This window comes from Mycobacterium sp. (genome assembly GCF_051006775.1).
Classification (GTDB): Bacteria; Actinomycetota; Actinomycetes; order Mycobacteriales; family Mycobacteriaceae; genus Mycobacterium.
In genome coordinates this window covers 15,575-31,526 of the sequence record NZ_JBPCSX010000177.1, presented here as the reverse complement: position 1 = coordinate 31,526, position 15,952 = coordinate 15,575, and the positions used below count along the sequence as shown (strand labels likewise).

14 protein-coding genes and 1 pseudogene are annotated in these 15,952 nt (G+C 67.3%); 11 read left to right on the top strand and 4 right to left on the bottom strand.

Annotation, left to right across the window (positions count from 1 at the left end; translation table 11 throughout):
* Positions 1–34: 34 nt before the first annotated feature.
* The 3 genes from ACR2JI_RS12975 to ACR2JI_RS12965 all read right to left on the bottom strand — a co-directional run bounded on the left by ACR2JI_RS12975 (position 35) and on the right by ACR2JI_RS12965 (position 3,110).
* Complete coding sequence (locus ACR2JI_RS12975; RefSeq protein ID WP_526390536.1) at positions 35–298, bottom strand: hypothetical protein; 264 nt, start codon at positions 296–298, stop codon at positions 35–37.
* A gap of 56 nt (positions 299–354) precedes the next feature.
* Entirely contained in the window at positions 355–1,623 is a 1,269-nt protein-coding gene (locus ACR2JI_RS12970) for an LGFP repeat-containing protein (RefSeq protein ID WP_526390534.1), read from the bottom strand.
* Positions 1,624–1,724: 101 nt separating this feature from the next.
* Positions 1,725–3,110, bottom strand: coding sequence for a hypothetical protein (locus tag ACR2JI_RS12965; protein ID WP_526390532.1), 1,386 nt, complete (start codon positions 3,108–3,110; stop codon positions 1,725–1,727).
* Positions 3,111–3,418: 308 nt separating this feature from the next.
* Between ACR2JI_RS12965 and ACR2JI_RS12960 the strand changes: the two genes are divergently transcribed.
* The 10 genes and pseudogenes from ACR2JI_RS12960 (at position 3,419) to aroQ (ending at position 14,201) form a co-directional block, all read left to right on the top strand.
* On the top strand, positions 3,419–4,768 hold the full coding sequence (locus ACR2JI_RS12960) for a replication-associated recombination protein A (RefSeq protein WP_526390530.1): 1,350 nt from the start codon (positions 3,419–3,421) through the stop codon (positions 4,766–4,768).
* A gap of 240 nt (positions 4,769–5,008) precedes the next feature.
* On the top strand, positions 5,009–7,714 hold the full coding sequence (gene alaS / locus ACR2JI_RS12955; protein ID WP_526390528.1) for an alanine--tRNA ligase: 2,706 nt from the start codon (positions 5,009–5,011) through the stop codon (positions 7,712–7,714).
* A 20-nt stretch (positions 7,715–7,734) separates the two neighbouring features.
* Positions 7,735–8,220, top strand: a complete 486-nt coding sequence (gene ruvX / locus ACR2JI_RS12950) for a Holliday junction resolvase RuvX (protein ID WP_526390526.1) — start codon at positions 7,735–7,737, stop codon at positions 8,218–8,220.
* Between the two features lie 11 nt (positions 8,221–8,231).
* Positions 8,232–9,482: an endolytic transglycosylase MltG gene (locus ACR2JI_RS12945; RefSeq protein WP_526390524.1), complete on the top strand. Its 1,251-nt coding sequence runs from the start codon at positions 8,232–8,234 to the stop codon at positions 9,480–9,482.
* Positions 9,483–9,485: 3 nt separating this feature from the next.
* Positions 9,486–10,310, top strand: a complete 825-nt coding sequence (locus ACR2JI_RS12940) for a shikimate dehydrogenase (RefSeq protein WP_526390522.1) — start codon at positions 9,486–9,488, stop codon at positions 10,308–10,310.
* 9 nt (positions 10,311–10,319) lie between these two features.
* Positions 10,320–10,748, top strand: coding sequence for a prepilin peptidase (locus ACR2JI_RS12935; protein WP_526390520.1), 429 nt, complete (start codon positions 10,320–10,322; stop codon positions 10,746–10,748).
* A 22-nt stretch (positions 10,749–10,770) separates the two neighbouring features.
* Positions 10,771–11,985 (top strand): chorismate synthase, encoded by a 1,215-nt coding sequence (aroC, locus tag ACR2JI_RS12930; RefSeq protein WP_526390518.1) that lies wholly within the window; start codon positions 10,771–10,773, stop codon positions 11,983–11,985.
* A 5-nt stretch (positions 11,986–11,990) separates the two neighbouring features.
* Positions 11,991–12,497 (top strand): annotated as a pseudogene (locus ACR2JI_RS12925) (shikimate kinase); the annotation flags it as partial.
* Positions 12,498–12,643: 146 nt separating this feature from the next.
* Positions 12,644–13,738 carry a 3-dehydroquinate synthase gene (gene aroB / locus ACR2JI_RS12920; RefSeq protein ID WP_526390516.1) on the top strand — a complete coding sequence of 365 codons (1,095 nt, stop codon included), beginning with the start codon at positions 12,644–12,646 and terminating at the stop codon, positions 13,736–13,738.
* A 31-nt stretch (positions 13,739–13,769) separates the two neighbouring features.
* Positions 13,770–14,201, top strand: coding sequence for a type II 3-dehydroquinate dehydratase (aroQ, locus tag ACR2JI_RS12915; RefSeq protein WP_526390514.1), 432 nt, complete (start codon positions 13,770–13,772; stop codon positions 14,199–14,201).
* Between the two features lie 20 nt (positions 14,202–14,221).
* Here the strand turns inward: aroQ and ACR2JI_RS12910 are convergent, their stop codons facing one another.
* Positions 14,222–14,743: a B-4DMT family transporter gene (locus ACR2JI_RS12910; protein ID WP_526390512.1), complete on the bottom strand. Its 522-nt coding sequence runs from the start codon at positions 14,741–14,743 to the stop codon at positions 14,222–14,224.
* A 33-nt stretch (positions 14,744–14,776) separates the two neighbouring features.
* Between ACR2JI_RS12910 and ACR2JI_RS12905 the strand changes: the two genes are divergently transcribed.
* On the top strand, positions 14,777–15,868 hold the full coding sequence (locus tag ACR2JI_RS12905; protein ID WP_526390510.1) for a M24 family metallopeptidase: 1,092 nt from the start codon (positions 14,777–14,779) through the stop codon (positions 15,866–15,868).
* Positions 15,869–15,952 lie beyond the last annotated feature (84 nt).

Sequence of the window (15,952 nt, the reverse complement as noted above, 5' to 3'; positions counted from 1 at the left end):
TCAGGAAATCGACAACACGACTATGGATCGGTGACTACTTCGCGCCGCGGCCCTTCATCAGCATGCCGACGACCGCGGTGATGACCGCACCGGCCACGCCGCCGCCACCGAGCGAACCGACGATCTGTGCGATATCGCCGGAGCCGCCGAGTGCGTTGCCGAGCAGCCCGCCGCCCAGTGCGCCGCCCAGAGCGCCGGCTGCGCTGTTACCGGCCGATCCCAGACTGTTCTTCGCGCCGGCGACGTTGCCGCCGATAAGGCCGCCGACGATGCCCAGCAGCCAATCCCAGTTACCCATTAGTACTTCTTTCTTCTCGGTGTTGTCGGCAGTCGGTTTCGACTGCCGCTGTTGAATTAGTCCGGGCGGGCATCACTCTTGTCGGCGACGCTTTCCTGGTTGTCGCCGAGCGCGTTGTTCTCGTAGGTCACCTGAATCCTGGTGTCGGCGGGAGCCGACGACTCGTACTTGATCACCGGGGCAAGATCGTGGTGGGGCGTCGCCTCGGAGTGGATCGCGGCCTTCGGCGGCTCGGACAACAGTGGCCGGATTGGCCTGGCGGGTTCCGGAACCGACTTGGCGGTGGGTGGCGGTGGCGGTGGTTTCACCGGTTTGGGTGCCGGCGGGGGTGTCTTTACCAGCGGGACCATCTTCGTCGGCGCCGGCGGGGCGGGCGGCGCCGGTGGCCGCGGCGCAGGTGCAGGGGCCGCGACGACCGGACGAACCGATGCCGGAGGCGTTGGGACCGCAACCGGACTTGTGACATCAGGGGTGCGCTGAGTGGCGACCTTCACCGAAGCGGCAGGCCTCGGCTTGCGACTGAGCAGTCGGAGGACCCCGCCGACAAGTGCCAGTGCGGCCAGCCCGACCGGAATCCACCACCACTTCCGGCCCGTGGTCGGGGAGGGTGTTGTGGGCGTCGATGGGCTGGGCTTGGTCACGGACGTCGTCCCTTCTGCCGTCGGCGTTGTGGCGCTGAACCCAGGGATGCTTGCGGCGAGCGCGGTCGGAATGGTGACCAGTCCGCCGGCCTCCGACCACTGGATCTCGGTCCCCTCCGGACCGACGAACTTCGCGGTCTGAATTCCGTCGATGATCGACGTGTCGGCGCTCGGATAGCCGAATGGTCCGGTGATACCGCCGGATTGGCGCCAGGCCTCCAGTACCCGGCCCTTGATCACCGAAGCACCCCACTGAGGGGTCCAGTAGATGGAGGCGCCGCCGGGCGTCATGAAGTCATTGAAGCGGCCGGTACCGTCACCGGTGTCGCTCTCGTCGTTCTTCGGGTAGCCGAGTTCACCGCCCGGTCCGCCCAATGCGTTGTACCGATCCAGGATCGCCCCATACATGACATGGGCGCCAGTCTTTTCCGAGAAGAAGATCGCTCCGCCTTCATAGTCACGTTCGGCGCCACCGGGTACATCCACCGCCTCGCCGGTCGGCGCGCCGAGCAGCGATGCCTCGCCGCCGAAGGTGCTGTAGCGATCGTTGATGGCGTTCACGGCATCGGCGGAGGGCGCGGCTTTGACCGCTGGCGCGGTCGTCAGCGTGGCGCTGGCCGCAACTAGGATCCCGCCGAGTAACAGCGCACCACGGCGGGATCGGGACGAAACGTTTGGTGTCACTGCAGGGCTCCTCAGTTGGCTTGTGGTGGATGACGCCGGGGCGGGAGGGGGTTCGACCGCCCCGGCGCCATGCTTCTCATATTCCGGCTAAACCGGTCCGGTTACTGGCGACGGCTACGCGGATCGTTGGGATCCACGACGTAGGCCTCACGGGCCTTGAACACCGTTGACTTGTCACCGACGATGTCGTCGTCTGGATGCTCACCGGTCACCCTCTCCACCCAGTCGACCTGACGTGCGTCGCGCCCGATGAACTTCGCCTCGACATCAGCGGACTTGCCCATCACGCGGCGCGCCACAGTGATCTCCTCGCCGTGCTCGATAACCCGTTCGACGGGCCGCTCGACGTACTTGTGCACGATCACCGGCTTCTCGACCACGATCTCGACGATCTTCTCCACCGGCTTCTCGACGATCTTCTCGACCTCGCGGTACACCGGCCGCTCGACGATCCGCTCGACGACGGTCTCGATGGGCCGCTCAACGATCCGCTCGTCGACGTACTCCACGTCCTTGTAGACGACCTTCTCCATCAGCACCGGATTGGTGATCAGCTTCTCGAGCACCTTCTCGACGGGCTTGTCGATGACCTTCTCGACGATGCGCGGGCGCTCGACGGTTTTTTCGACGATGCGGTCGACGGGCTTGTCGACGATCTTCTCGATCACGTTGACCTTCTCGACGACCTTTTCGACGACCCGGTCAACGGGCTTTTCGACGATCTTCTCGACGATGTTCTCCACGACGACCTCGACGATCTTCTCGACCACCTTGACCACCGGCTTCTCCACCGTGATCTCGACGATCTTCTCGACCGGCTTCTCCACCGTCCGGTAGACGATCTTCTCGACCGGTACCTCGACGATCTTCTCGACGAGGTTGACGACCGGCTTCTCCACCAGTCGCTGCACAGTGACCGGCTTCTCAACCACGTTGTCGTGGATATCGACGATCCGCTTCTCCACCAGGCGCTGGATCTGGGTCGGCTTGTCGACGATCTTGTCGACGACATTGACCACCAGCTTCTCCACCAGTCGCTGCACCTCGACCGGCTTGTCGGCGATCTTGTCGATGATGTTGACCACTGGACGCTCGACCAGGCGGGAGACCTCGACCGGGCGGTCGACGATGTTGTCCTCGATCGTCACGACGGGGCGCTCCACGGACCGGCCCACCTTCAGCGGTCTATCGACGACCTCATCGATCACGGTGACGACGGGGCGCTCAAGGGTGCGGGTGACCTTGACGGGCTTGTCGACGACCTCGTCGACCACGTTCACCACCGGACGCTCGACCAGGCGTGACACCTGAGCCGGCTTGTCGACCACCTTGTCGACGGTGTCGACCACGAGGCGTTCAATCACCCGTTCGAGGGTTACTGCTTTGTCGACGACGCGCTCGACCGGGCGCTCGACCAGTCGCTGCACGGTGTAGGGCTTGTCGACGAAGTTTTCGACGATGTTGAGGGGCTTGCTCTTATCTGACACGGGTTTCCCTTTCGCACGTTCGGACGGTTCGGCGTGACGGCCTATGGCGTGATGTCGTGAGGCGACCCAAACTAACCCAGCCAAATGTTTGCGGATACCCATTTGAGCAAAAATAAGGATGATCCACTCCAATGCTCGTTGAGCTGCAAACAATGCGCCTACAACAGGTTATTTGCTGATATCGCAAAAATTTCTGTGCGCCCGACGGTGATTATCGAAAACAAGCAGTACATAACTGAAACTGGACGGTGACGTCGCGGCGGTCGGGGTTAGCCCGAGGTCGCCATCGGACGTGGTATTCCTGAACCGTGCCCGACAGCCTGTTCGAACTTCCCGGGGAGGAAACCGGGTTCGGCGGCAGGATCGACCCGGTGTCGCCGGCCTCGGCCCCCCTTGCCGTCCGGATGCGACCCGGCGGCTTGCAGGAAGTTGTCGGACAGTCCCATCTGCTGGCTTCGGGATCGCCGCTGCGCAGACTGGTGGAGGGAACCGGTGCGGCATCGGTGATCCTCTACGGGCCGCCGGGCACCGGAAAAACCACACTCGCCTCACTCATCTCACATGCGACCGGACGGCGCTTCGAGGCGCTGTCCGCGCTGACTGCTGGCGTCAAGGAGGTGCGGGCCGTCGTCGAGCAGGCCCGCCGGGCACTGCTGGGCGGCGAGCAGACCGTCCTGTTCATCGACGAGGTGCATCGGTTCTCCAAGACTCAACAGGACGCACTGCTGGCCGCAGTCGAGAACCGGGTGGTGCTACTGGTGGCCGCCACCACGGAGAACCCATCGTTCTCAGTGGTCGCGCCGCTGTTGTCGCGTTCGCTGATCCTGCAGTTGCAGCCATTGACCGGCGAGGAGGTCGAGACCGTCGTGCGCCGCGCGGTGGCCGATCCGCGCGGACTGGCCGGCGCGGTCGAGATCTCCGACGACGCGGTGGAACTGCTTGTCCAACTATCGGCGGGGGATGCCCGGCGGGCCCTGACCGCACTGGAGGTCGCCGCGGAGACCGCGACTGCCGCAGGGGACACGATCACCGTCGAAGCCGTCGAGCAGTCGCTGGACCGGGCCGCGGTGCGCTACGACCGGGACGGCGATCAGCACTATGACGTCGTCAGCGCCTTCATCAAGTCCATCCGCGGTTCCGACGTCGATGCGGCACTGCACTATCTGGCGCGGATGCTGGTGGCCGGTGAGGACCCCCGGTTCGTCGCCCGCCGGCTGATGATCCTGGCCAGCGAGGACATCGGCATGGCAGACCCGACCGCGCTGCCGATCGCGGTGGCCGCGGCGCAGACCGTCCAGTTGATTGGGCTCCCGGAGGCTCAGCTGACGCTGGCGCACGCCACCGTCCACCTGGCCACCGCGCCGAAGTCCAATGCTGTCACCACCGCTCTGGACGCTGCCATGAGCGATATCCGCGCGGGAAAAGCCGGACTGGTACCCGCCCACCTGCGCGACGGTCATTACTCGGGAGCGGCCAAGCTCGGCAATGCGCAGGGTTACCGTTATCCGCACGATGATCCCGATGGCGTTGTGCCGCAACAGTATCCACCCGTGGAAGTGGTGGGCGTCGACTACTACCAGCCCACCGGCCGGGGCGCCGAGCGTGAGATCGGCGGCCGGTTGGCCAAGCTGCGGGCCATCATTCGCCGCATGCGCTGAAACGTCGTGTGACCCCGGGACGACGGCCACCGGCACGCCCACGGATCGCCCGGCCACGGCGCTGACCACGTCCCGCCGGCCACCGTGTCGCCGTCGACATCGGTGCCGGTGGTTGGCGGGACCCCACTGCCGGGCACCAGGCAGTGCGTGGCGCTGGTCGATCTGGACCGGGACAACCCGCGCCGATCGGTGGGGTTGAGCTTCCTGGCAGGTCAACGGCGACCGGTAGGGTGGTGCCCCGTGCAGACCCATGAGATCAGGAAGCGTTTCCTGGATCACTTCGTCAACGCCGGACACACCGAGGTGCCCAGCGCCTCGGTGATCCTCGACGATCCCAATCTGCTGTTCGTCAACGCAGGCATGGTGCAGTTCGTGCCGTTCTTCCTGGGTCAGCGCACCGCGCCGTACAAGACCGCCACCAGCATCCAGAAGTGCATCCGGACCCCCGATATCGATGAGGTGGGCATCACCACACGCCACAACACCTTCTTCCAGATGGCGGGCAACTTCTCGTTCGGCGACTACTTCAAGCGCGGGGCCATCGAGCTGGCCTGGACGCTGCTGACCAAGCCCGTCAGCGAGGGCGGTTACGGATTCGATCCGGAACGGCTGTGGGCCACCGTCTTCTACGACGACGACGAGGCCGAGCAGCTGTGGCAGGAGGTCGCCGGCCTCCCGCCGGAGCGCATCCAGCGCCGCGGGATGGCCGACAACTACTGGTCGATGGGCATCCCGGGACCGTGCGGGCCCTGCTCGGAGATTTACTACGACCGCGGACCGGAATACGGGGTCGAGGGCGGGCCGGAGGCCGACGAGAACCGCTATATCGAGATCTGGAATCTCGTCTTCATGCAGAACGAGCGTGGCGAGGGAACCAGCAAGGACGATTTCGAGATTCTCGGACCGCTGCCGCGCCAGAACATCGATACCGGCATGGGTGTGGAGCGCATCGCCTGCCTGTTGCAGGGCGTTGACAACGTCTACGAGACCGACCTGCTGCGCCCGGTGATCGACAAGGTCGAGCAGTACGCTCCGCGCGGCTACGGCCAGGGCAACGGGACTGACGACATCCGCTATCGGGTTATCGCAGACCACACGCGCACCGCGGCCGTCATCATCGCCGACGGCGTCACCCCCTCCAACGAGGGTCGCGGTTATGTGCTTCGGCGCCTGCTGCGCCGCATCATCCGGTCGGCCAAGCTGCTGGGCATCGAGGCGCCCATCATCGGCGAGCTGATGGCAACCGTTCGCGATGCGATGGGTCCGTCCTACCCGGAACTGGTCACCGACTTCGACCGGATCAGCAGGATCGCGGTGGCCGAGGAAACCGCCTTCAACCGGACCCTGGCGTCGGGCTCCAAGCTGTTCGAGGACGCTGCCACCGCCACCCGATCGTCGGGCAAGACCCAACTCGCCGGATCTGATGCGTTCGCACTGCACGACACCTACGGGTTCCCCATCGAGCTGACCCTTGAGATGGCCGCCGAGGCCGGCTTGAGCGTCGATGAGCTCGGGTTCCGCGAGCTGATGGCCGAGCAGCGCCGTCGTGCCAAGGCCGACGCCGCCGCACGCAAGCATGCCCACGCGGATCTGTCGGCCTTTCGCGAGCTGGTCGACGCCGGTCCCACAGAGTTCACCGGTTTCGACGAGTTGAGCTCCGAGGCGCGGATCCTGGGCATCTTCGTCGACGGTAAGCGGGTGCCGGTGGTGGCCCATCACGCACCTGGTGACATCGATCTGCGGGTCGAGATCGTGCTGGACCGCACGCCGCTCTACGCCGAGTCCGGCGGGCAGATCGCCGATGCCGGTCAGATCACCGGCACCGGTGGCAGTGGGTCCGCCAAGGCCGCCGTCACTGATGTGCAGAAGATCGCCAAGAGCCTGTGGGTTCACCGGGTCAACATCGAGTCCGGCGAGTTCGTCGAGGGCGACACCGTCGTCGCGGCGGTGGATCCGCAGTGGCGTCGCGGTGCCACCCAGGGCCATTCCGGCACCCACATGGTGCACGCGGCGCTGCGACAGGTGTTGGGCCCCAACGCTGTTCAGGCCGGATCGCTGAATCGTCCCGGCTATCTGCGCTTCGACTTCAACTCCCAAAGCGCACTGACCGAAGAACAGCGACATCAGGTCGAGGAGGTCTCCAATGAGGCCGTGCAGGCCGATTATCCGGTCAACACCTTCCTGACCGGCTTGGAGAAGGCCAAGGCGATGGGCGCGATGGCGATGTTCGGCGAGCAGTACCCCGACGAGGTTCGGGTGGTGGAGATAGGCGGCCCGTTCTCGCTCGAACTGTGCGGTGGAACCCATGTGAACAATTCCGCGCAGATCGGGCCGATCACCATCCTGGGCGAGTCCTCGGTCGGCTCCGGCGTGCGCCGGGTCGAGGCCTATGTGGGCCTGGACTCGTTCCGGCACCTGTCCAAGGAGCGTGCCCTGATGGCCGGCCTGGCCTCCTCGCTGAAAGTGCCCTCCGACGAGGTTCCAGCCCGGGTGGCCACCCTGGTGGAGAAGCTCAGAACTGCGGAGAAGGAACTGGAGCGGGTTCGGCTCAACGCCGCCCGGTCGGGTGCCGCCGATGCCGCTGGAACCGCCGAGCAGGTCGGCAAGGTTCGCCTGGTGGCTCAACGGATGACCTCCGGTATGTCCGCCGGGGACCTCCGCTCACTGGTCGGTGACATCAAATCCCGGTTGGGATCTGACCCCGGCGTCGTGGTGCTCATCTCCGACGCGGATTCCGAGAACGGGCCCACCGTGCCCTTCGTGGTCGCCGCCAACCAGGCCGCTCAGGACTGCGGGGTGCGTGCCAACGAACTTGTGCAGTCGGTCTCGGCCGCGGTCGGCGGTCGCGGCGGCGGTAAGCCTGATCTCGCCCAGGGTTCGGGCAAGGACCCCGCCGGGATCGAGTCCGCTTTGGCGGCGGTGCGCGCCGAACTGGCCCGCGGCTGAGGTTCGAAAGGGATCGTCACGTGTCTGCGCAGAATCGCGTGCCCGACCGGCCCGGTCCCGACGACCCGGGCAGGGGACGGCGACTCGGCGTCGACGTCGGCACAGTCCGAATCGGGGTGGCGGTCAGCGACCCCGACGGCGTGCTGGCCACTCCGGTCGAGACTGTGCGCCGCGACCGCGGAACCGGACACCTGCGTCGGATCGTCAGCCTGGTGAACGAATTGCACGTGGTCGAGGTGGTGGTGGGCCTGCCGCGCACGCTGGCAGACCGGGCCGGAGCCTCCGCAGACGATGCGGTGGAGATGGCCGACCTGCTGGCCGGACGGATCCAGCCGATCCCGGTGCGACTCGCCGATGAGCGACTGACTACCGTCAGCGCAGCGCGTTCCCTGCGTGAAGCGGGGGTGCGCGCAAAGGACCAACGGGGCAAGATCGATCAGGCTGCCGCCGTGGCGATCCTGCAGGGCTGGCTTGATCAACGTCGCGCCGCGGCGCCGGAACGGTAAGTGAGGGATCCGTGGCGAACGACGATCTGGAACCGTTGATAACGGATTCTGATGAGCCGGGACCCGGGCGCGCCACGCCCACCGCGGTCGGTGTCGAACGCGAGGGTCACGGCGGGGCGCCGCCGTACCGTCGCCGTCGGCTCGTGGCGCTGCTGGGGCTGATCGCGGTTGTCGCGCTGGCCCTTCTCCTCGGCCCGAAGCTGTTCGGCGATCCGAAGCAGCCCGCCGATTACACCGGGGAGGGCGCCGAGGACATCGTGGTGGAGGTGCACCCCGGTGATTCAGGATCCGTCATCGCCGGGAACCTTGTGGACAAGGGCGTGATCGCCGGCGCGGACCCCTTCATGACAGCCGCGCGCGGCAACGCCGCTCTGGCCGCGATCCAGCCCGGCTACTACAAGCTTCGTACCGAGATTCCGGCGGCGACGGCGGTGCAGAAGCTGATCGACCCGGCGTCGCGAGTGGGCAAGCTCATCATCCCGGAGGGCAAACAACTCGACGATCACCAGGTGATCGGCTCTGACTCGGTCAATCCCGGTATCTTCAGCCTCATCGCGGACGCGAGCTGCGTTGAGCTCAACGGTTCCAAGAAATGCGTGTCGGCCAAGGACCTCAAGGCCGCCGCCGGGGACGGTCCGCTGTCATCGCTGAACGTGCCGGACTGGGCCATCAAGGGCGCCGGGGTGATGGGGCAGAGCCATCGTCGTCTCGAAGGGCTGATCGCGCCCGGCACCTGGAACATCGACCCGTTCGCATCCCCCAAGCAGATGTTGGCGACCCTGGTCGCCGAAAGTAACGACCAGTACCTCCAGGGTGGGCTTCTCGACGCCGCCAAGGTGCTGAATCTTTCGCCCTACGAGGTGCTGATCGTCGGCTCGCTGGTGCAGAAGGAAGCTCAGCCGGCGGACTTCGCCAAGGTGGCGCGGGTGATCTACAACCGGCTGGCCAACTGGTACGACCGTCTCGAATTCGATTCCACCGTGAACTATCCGCTGGACCGTCGGGAACTCGCCACCACCGATGCTGACCGGCATACCGAGACACCCTGGAACACCTATGCGAAGTCCGGCCTGCCGGCCACACCGATCTGCTCGCCGGGGGCGGATGCGCTCAATGCCGCAGAGCGTCCGGAACCGGGGGACTGGCTGTACTTCGTGACCGTCGACGCCGACGGCACCACACTGTTCACCAGTGACTACCAGCAGCATCTGGCCAACCGTGAGAAGGCGTTGAGTAGCGGCATCCTCAATTCGGGGCGCTAGTTCATGGTGGCGAGGAAGGCAGCAGTCCTGGGGTCGCCCGTCGCGCACTCCCGTTCGCCGCAGTTGCACCTGGCCGCCTACCGGGCACTGGGCCTCGTTGACTGGACCTATGAACGCATCGAATGCACCGCTGACGAATTGCCAACGCTGGTAAGCGGATTCGGCCCCGAGTGGGTTGGCGTCTCGGTCACCATGCCGGGTAAGTTCGCCGCCCTGCAGTTCGCCGACGAGCGAACCGAGCGCGCCGAATTGGTCGGTTCGGCCAACACCCTGGTGCGAACCGATCGCGGCTGGCGGGCCGACAACACCGACATCGACGGTGTGGCAGGCGCTCTCGCGCACCTGCATGACCCCCGTGATCCCGCACCGCTGCGGGGAGACCGGGCGATCGTGCTGGGATCGGGCGGCACCGCGCCTGCCGCGGTGGCGGCGCTGGCCGGCCTGGGCGCCACCGAGATCACCGTGGTTGCCCGCGATGCGGCGAAGGCAGCCCGCCTGGTGCACGTGGGTTCGACCCTCGGCGCGCTCACCATCGTGCGGAACTTCACCGATCCCGAACTGCCGGCACTGGCCGCCGCCGCCGATGTTCTGGTGAGCACCATCCCGGCCGACGCCGCAGCCGGCCATGCATCGGGGTTCGCGTCCGTCCCGGTTCTGCTCGACGCCATCTACGACCCTTGGCCGACCCCGTTGGCGAGCGCGGTGACCGCCGCCGGCGGCGAGGTCATCAGCGGCCTGCAGATGCTGCTCAACCAGGCGTTCAGTCAGGTCGAACAATTCACAGGCCGGCCCGCTCCGCGACGTGAGATGACCGCCGCCCTGGGTTAGCGTGCCGGCATGGGCGCAGTCGGGGTGATCTGCTGCGTGGTGGTGCTGGCCTGGGCCGTGGTACTGAGCGCGGTCGACATCCGCCAGCACAGACTGCCCAACCCGCTGACCCTCGGTGGCGCGGTGGTACTGCCGGGCGTGGCTGCCGTCGTCGGCCGCGGACTGCCCGCGGTGGCGGGCGCGCTGGCACTCGCCGCCCTTTACCTGCTGGTTCATCTGGTGGCGCCGACCGCGATGGGCGCCGGGGATGTGAAACTGGCACTCGGGCTCGGGGCGCTCACCGGGGCCTTCGGAGCCGACGTCTGGGCGCTTGCGGCGCTGGCCGCGCCGCTGCTGACGGCATTGTCGGGCCTGGCGCGGGGCCGGGGTGGCCCGCTGCCGCACGGCCCGGCGATGTGTCTGGCCAGTCTGGCCGCGGTGGCGTTAGTGATCTTCTAGCGGCGCGTGGGAAGATTGGGACGTGTTGCGATGGACGACCGCAGGTGAATCGCACGGCCCAGCACTGGTAGCCGTGGTCGAAGGCATGGTCGCCGGTGTGCAGGTCACCACCGCCGACATCGGTGCCCAGCTGGCCCGGCGTCGCCTCGGCTACGGCCGCGGCGCCCGGATGAAGTTCGAGCAGGACGAGGTCACAGTGCTGGCCGGCCTGCGTCACGGCAGCACACTGGGTGGCCCGATCGCCATCGAGATCGGTAACACCGAGTGGCCGAAATGGGAGACGGTGATGTCGGCCGACCCGGTTGACGCCGCTGACCTCGACACCGCTCGCAACGCTCCGCTGACCCGGCCCCGTCCGGGCCACGCCGACTACGCCGGCATGCTCAAATACGACTTCGACGACGCCCGCCCGGTCCTGGAGCGGGCCAGCGCCCGCGAGACCGCCGGCCGGGTCGCGGCGGCCACGGTTGCCAAGGCATTCCTCAAGCAGGCATTCGGTGTCGAGGTGGTGTCCCACGTCATCTCGATCGGCGCATCGGACCCCTACGCCGGCCCGCCACCGGCCGCCGAAGATCTCGCGCGTATCGACCAGAGCCCGGTGCGGGCGTTCGACGCCGCCGCCGAGCAGTCGATGATCGACCAGATCGAGGCCGCCAAGAAGGACGGGGACACCCTCGGCGGTGTTGTCGAAGTCGTCGTACACGGTCTGCCGATCGGACTCGGTTCGTTCACCAGCGGTGAAAACCGGCTGGACAGCCAGTTGGCGGCCGCCGTGATGGGGATCCAGGCCATCAAGGGTGTCGAGATCGGCGACGGTTTCGAGACCGCCCGCCGTCGGGGCACCGGTGCGCACGACGAGATGTATCCAGGGCCCGACGGTGTGGTGCGTTCCACCAACCGGGCCGGCGGACTCGAGGGCGGCATGACCAACGGGCAGCCACTGCGGGTTCGCGCCGCGATGAAGCCGATCTCGACGGTGCCACGCGCGCTGGCGACCGTGGACCTGGCGACCGGCGAGGAGGCGGTGGCGATCCATCAGCGCTCCGACGTATGCGCGGTTCCCGCTGCGGGGGTGGTGGCCGAGGCGATGGTGGCGTTGGTCGTGGCCCGCGCCGCGCTGGAGAAGTTCGGTGGCGACTCGCTGACGGAGACCCGGCGCAATATCGCGGGCTACCTGCGCGCGATCGCTGAGCGCCAGACGCTCGCGGCCGACTCCGCGGTACGGCTGTCGGGGTAACGGAGATGGCACCGAAAGCCGTGCTCATCGGGCTGCCGGGATCGGGGAAATCGACCATTGGGCGTCGGCTCGCCAAAGCCATGGGCCTGACACTGCTCGATACCGACGCCGTCATCGAGGCACGCACCGGCCGCACCATCGCCGATATCTTCGCCACCGACGGAGAAGCGGGCTTCCGTCAGATCGAGGAAGAGGTGATCCGGGAGGCCATCGACACCCACGACGGCATCCTGTCGCTGGGCGGTGGCGCGGTGACTACCGCCGGAGTGCGGGATGCGCTGTCCGGTCAGAATGTGGTCTACCTGGAAATCAGTGCGGCAGAGGGGGTTCGGCGTACCAGCGGCAGTACGGTGCGGCCGCTGCTGGCAGGCCCGGACCGGGCCGAGAAGTACCGCGAACTGATGAACGAGCGCATTCCGCTCTATCGACGGGCCGCCACCATCCGGGTGAACACCAACCGCCGCAACCCCGGCGCCGTCGTGCGCTACATCGCGTCGCGGCTGGAGAACCCCGAACAGCGCCGCCGCCGCCCGTCCTGGCGTCGTCCGGCTGTGCCGGCTCCCGCACCGGAGCCGACGGCCGCTCCGGCGGCACCGCCGGTGGTCGAGTCCGGACCCGTCACACCCGCGACCCTGGCCCGTCGCGCCGGAGTTCGCAAATGAGCGCCCCCGATGTGAGCAGTGGGCCGGTGACCATCGAGGTCGCTGTCGACCCGCCCTACCCGGTGATCATCGGCAGCGGGCTGCTCGGCGAGCTTGACGAGCTGCTCGGCTCGCGCCACCGGGTTGCGATCTTGCATCAGCCGGTGCTCACCGAGACTGCCGAGTCGATCCGTAACCGGTTGTCCGCCAAGGGAGTTGATGCACACCGGATCGAGTTGCCCGACGCCGAAGCCGGTAAGGATCTGGCCGTGGTCGCGTTCATCTGGGAGGTTCTGGGCCGGATCGGCATCGACCGCAAGGACGCTGTCGTCAGTCTCGGCGGGGGAGCGGCGACCGATGTTGCGGGCTTCGCGGCCGCGACCTGGTTGCGTGGCGTGGACATCGTGCACGTGCCGACCACCCTGCTGGCGATGGTCGATGCCGCTGTCGGCGGCAAGACCGGGATCAACACCGAGGCCGGTAAGAACCTGGTCGGCGCGTTCCATCAGCCCACGGCCGTACTGGTCGATCTGTCGATGCTGGGCACCCTGCCGACCAATGAGCTGGTGGCCGGCATGGCTGAAATCGTCAAGGCCGGTTTCATCGCCGACCCGGTGATTCTCGACCTCATCGAAGCCGATCCGAAGGCCGCCGTCGATCCGGCTGGGACGGTGCTGCCGGAGTTGGTTCGGCGGGCGATCGCGGTCAAGGCCGCGGTTGTCGCGGCCGACGAGAAGGAATCGGCGCTGCGGGAGATCCTCAACTACGGGCACACCCTGGCGCACGCCATCGAACGACGCGAGCGTTACCAGTGGCGACACGGCGCTGCGGTGTCGGTCGGACTGATGTTCGCGGCCGAACTGGCCGGGATCGCCGGTCGGCTCGACGCCGCCACCGTCCGCCGCCACCGGGATGTGCTGACCGCGCTGGGCCTTCCGGTCAGCTATGACGCCGACGCACTACCGGAACTGCTGGAATCGATGGCCGGCGACAAGAAGACCCGGTCGGGGGTGCTGCGGTTCGTGGTGCTCGACGGACTGGCCAGACCCGGACGACTGGAGGGCCCGGATCCGGCCCTGCTGGCGGCGGCCTACGCGGAGGTGTCTGATTGATGAGCGCTGGCGCGAAGAGGAGAAGGCAGCGATGACGACTGTTCTGGTGCTCAACGGGCCCAACCTGGGGCGGCTCGGCAGGCGTGAGCCGGAGGTCTACGGCAGCGCCACCCACGATGACCTGGTGGCGATGATCGAGTCCGAGGCCGCCGACTTGGGGATCACTGCGGTGGTGCGGCAGAGCGACAGCGAGGAGCAACTACTGGGCTGGGTGCACGCCGCTGCCGACGCCGGCGACCCGGTGATCATCAACGCCGGCGCACTGACTCACACCTCGATCGCGTTACGCGACGCATGCGCAGAATTGCGCGCCCCTGTGATCGAGGTGCATATTTCGAATGTCCATGCCCGGGAAGACTTTCGGCATCACTCGTACCTCAGCGGTGTTGCCACCGGGGTGATCGTCGGACTCGGTGTGCAGGGCTACCTGTTGGCGCTGCGGTATCTCGCAGGCGCCAGCTGAATCCAGGCGCCGGCTGAATCTCAGACCGTCGGAATCTGACCGGTGTGCTCCTCGTCGCGCACCGCGTCGAACACATCGGTCTCGGACCCGTCATCGCCGGCGCCGCGCCGTGGTTCGTCGACCCGGTTGCGGTCGACCGACCAGCGACCGAGGGTGACGGCGGTTATCGCCGGCAGGAAGACCAGCAGGCCGGTGAACGCGGCGAATGCGGTCACCTCGGCGAACAGTCCGTCGGCGTAGATGGCCCGGTAGAACAGCGAGATGAACCACACCACGGCGCCGCTGATAATGCCGGCCAGCAGACCGCCCACCAGCCATCGCATCGCCAAGTCGCGGCGGCGGTCCGGATCAGCGCTGGCCCGGGCGTCGGCCACGCCGTCCCGCCAACCCCACACGAATGCGGCGGCGGCGAAAATCAGCACCAGGAGCAGGCTGATCACGCCCGCATTGGTGGGGTTGGCGTTGATCAACGCCCCCTGCACGAGTCGGAGCAACACCATTCCAGCCGCGAACACCAGTGCGCGAGACAACCAGGTCTTCATGGGGCAACAGCGTAGCGAGTACCGTCACCGGCCGTGACACATTCCCAACGCCGGGCGCGGCTGGCCGCCAAACTGGCCGCGGCCGACCTCGACGCCATGGTGGTCAGCGACCTGGTCAATGTGCGGTATTTGTCCGGCTTCACCGGCTCCAACGCCGCCCTGCTGGTGTTCGCCGGTGACACGCCTGCGGTGCTGGCCACCGACTCGCGCTACCTGACCCAGGCGGCGCGGCAGGCCCCTGAGCTGGAGACGGTGATCGAGCGGGCCTGTGGCCCCCACCTGGTCGGACGGGCGGTAGCCGACGGCGGTTGCCGAATCGGTTTTGAGAGCCATGTGGTCACGGTGGACGGTTTCGACACGCTGTCCCGGCGGCTGGCCGAGCATCCGGCCGCGTCGCTGGTTCGTGCCGGTGGCGCCGTCGAGGGCCTCCGGGAGGTCAAGGACGCCGGCGAGGTCGCGCTGCTGCGGCAGGCGTGCGCGGCCGCCGACACGGCGCTGGCCGAACTGGTGGACAGCGGCGGTCTGCGGCCCGGCCGGACCGAACGTGCGGTGGCTCGTGACCTGGAGTCGCTGATGCGCGACCATGGCGCCGACGGTCCCTCCTTCGAGACCATCGTGGCCGCCGGTGCGAACTCCGCTGTGCCGCACCACCGGCCCACCGATGCCGAACTGGGCGCCGGTGATTTCGTCAAGATCGACTTCGGGGCCCTGGTCAGCGGCTACCACTCCGATATGACCCGCACGTTCGTCCTGGGTCCGGCGTCGGAGTGGCAGCGGGATATCTACGCCCTGGTGGCCGAGGCACAGCGGGCCGGGCGGGCCGCACTGAAGCCCGGGGCGGCGCTGCGCGAGGTGGACGGCGCCTCGCGCCAGGTGATCACCGAGGCCGGCTTCGGCGACCATTTCGGCCACGGCCTGGGCCACGGGGTCGGCCTGCAGATCCACGAGGCCCCCGGGATCGGCGCTGCGGCCACCGGGACGTTGCGCGCCGGTTCGGTGGTGACTGTCGAACCCGGGGTGTACCTACCCGGCCGCGGCGGGGTACGCATCGAGGACACCCTCGCGGTCGGGGAGGGCGCCCCGGAGTTGCTCACGCGATTCCCCAAGGAGTTGACCGTTCTGTAGGCGGCGTTTGTGGAAGCGGACCGGGGCGTCACCGGAAAATTCCGCATCGGACACCGACAGGTAAGCTCCGGGCAACTCTGTAGT

Bases quoted from the DNA above. Each gene is read 5' to 3' on its own strand.
- ACR2JI_RS12975 (WP_526390536.1), bottom strand. From the start codon at position 298: ATGGGTAACTGGGATTGGCTGCTGGGCATCGTCGGCGGCCTTATCGGC.
- ACR2JI_RS12940 (WP_526390522.1), top strand. From the start codon at position 9,486: ATGGTGGCGAGGAAGGCAGCAGTCCTGGGGTCGCCCGTCGCGCACTCC.
- ACR2JI_RS12935 (WP_526390520.1), top strand. From the start codon at position 10,320: ATGGGCGCAGTCGGGGTGATCTGCTGCGTGGTGGTGCTGGCCTGGGCC.
- aroB (WP_526390516.1), top strand. From the start codon at position 12,644: ATGAGCGCCCCCGATGTGAGCAGTGGGCCGGTGACCATCGAGGTCGCT.
- aroQ (WP_526390514.1), top strand. From the start codon at position 13,770: ATGACGACTGTTCTGGTGCTCAACGGGCCCAACCTGGGGCGGCTCGGC.
- ACR2JI_RS12910 (WP_526390512.1), bottom strand. From the start codon at position 14,743: ATGAAGACCTGGTTGTCTCGCGCACTGGTGTTCGCGGCTGGAATGGTG.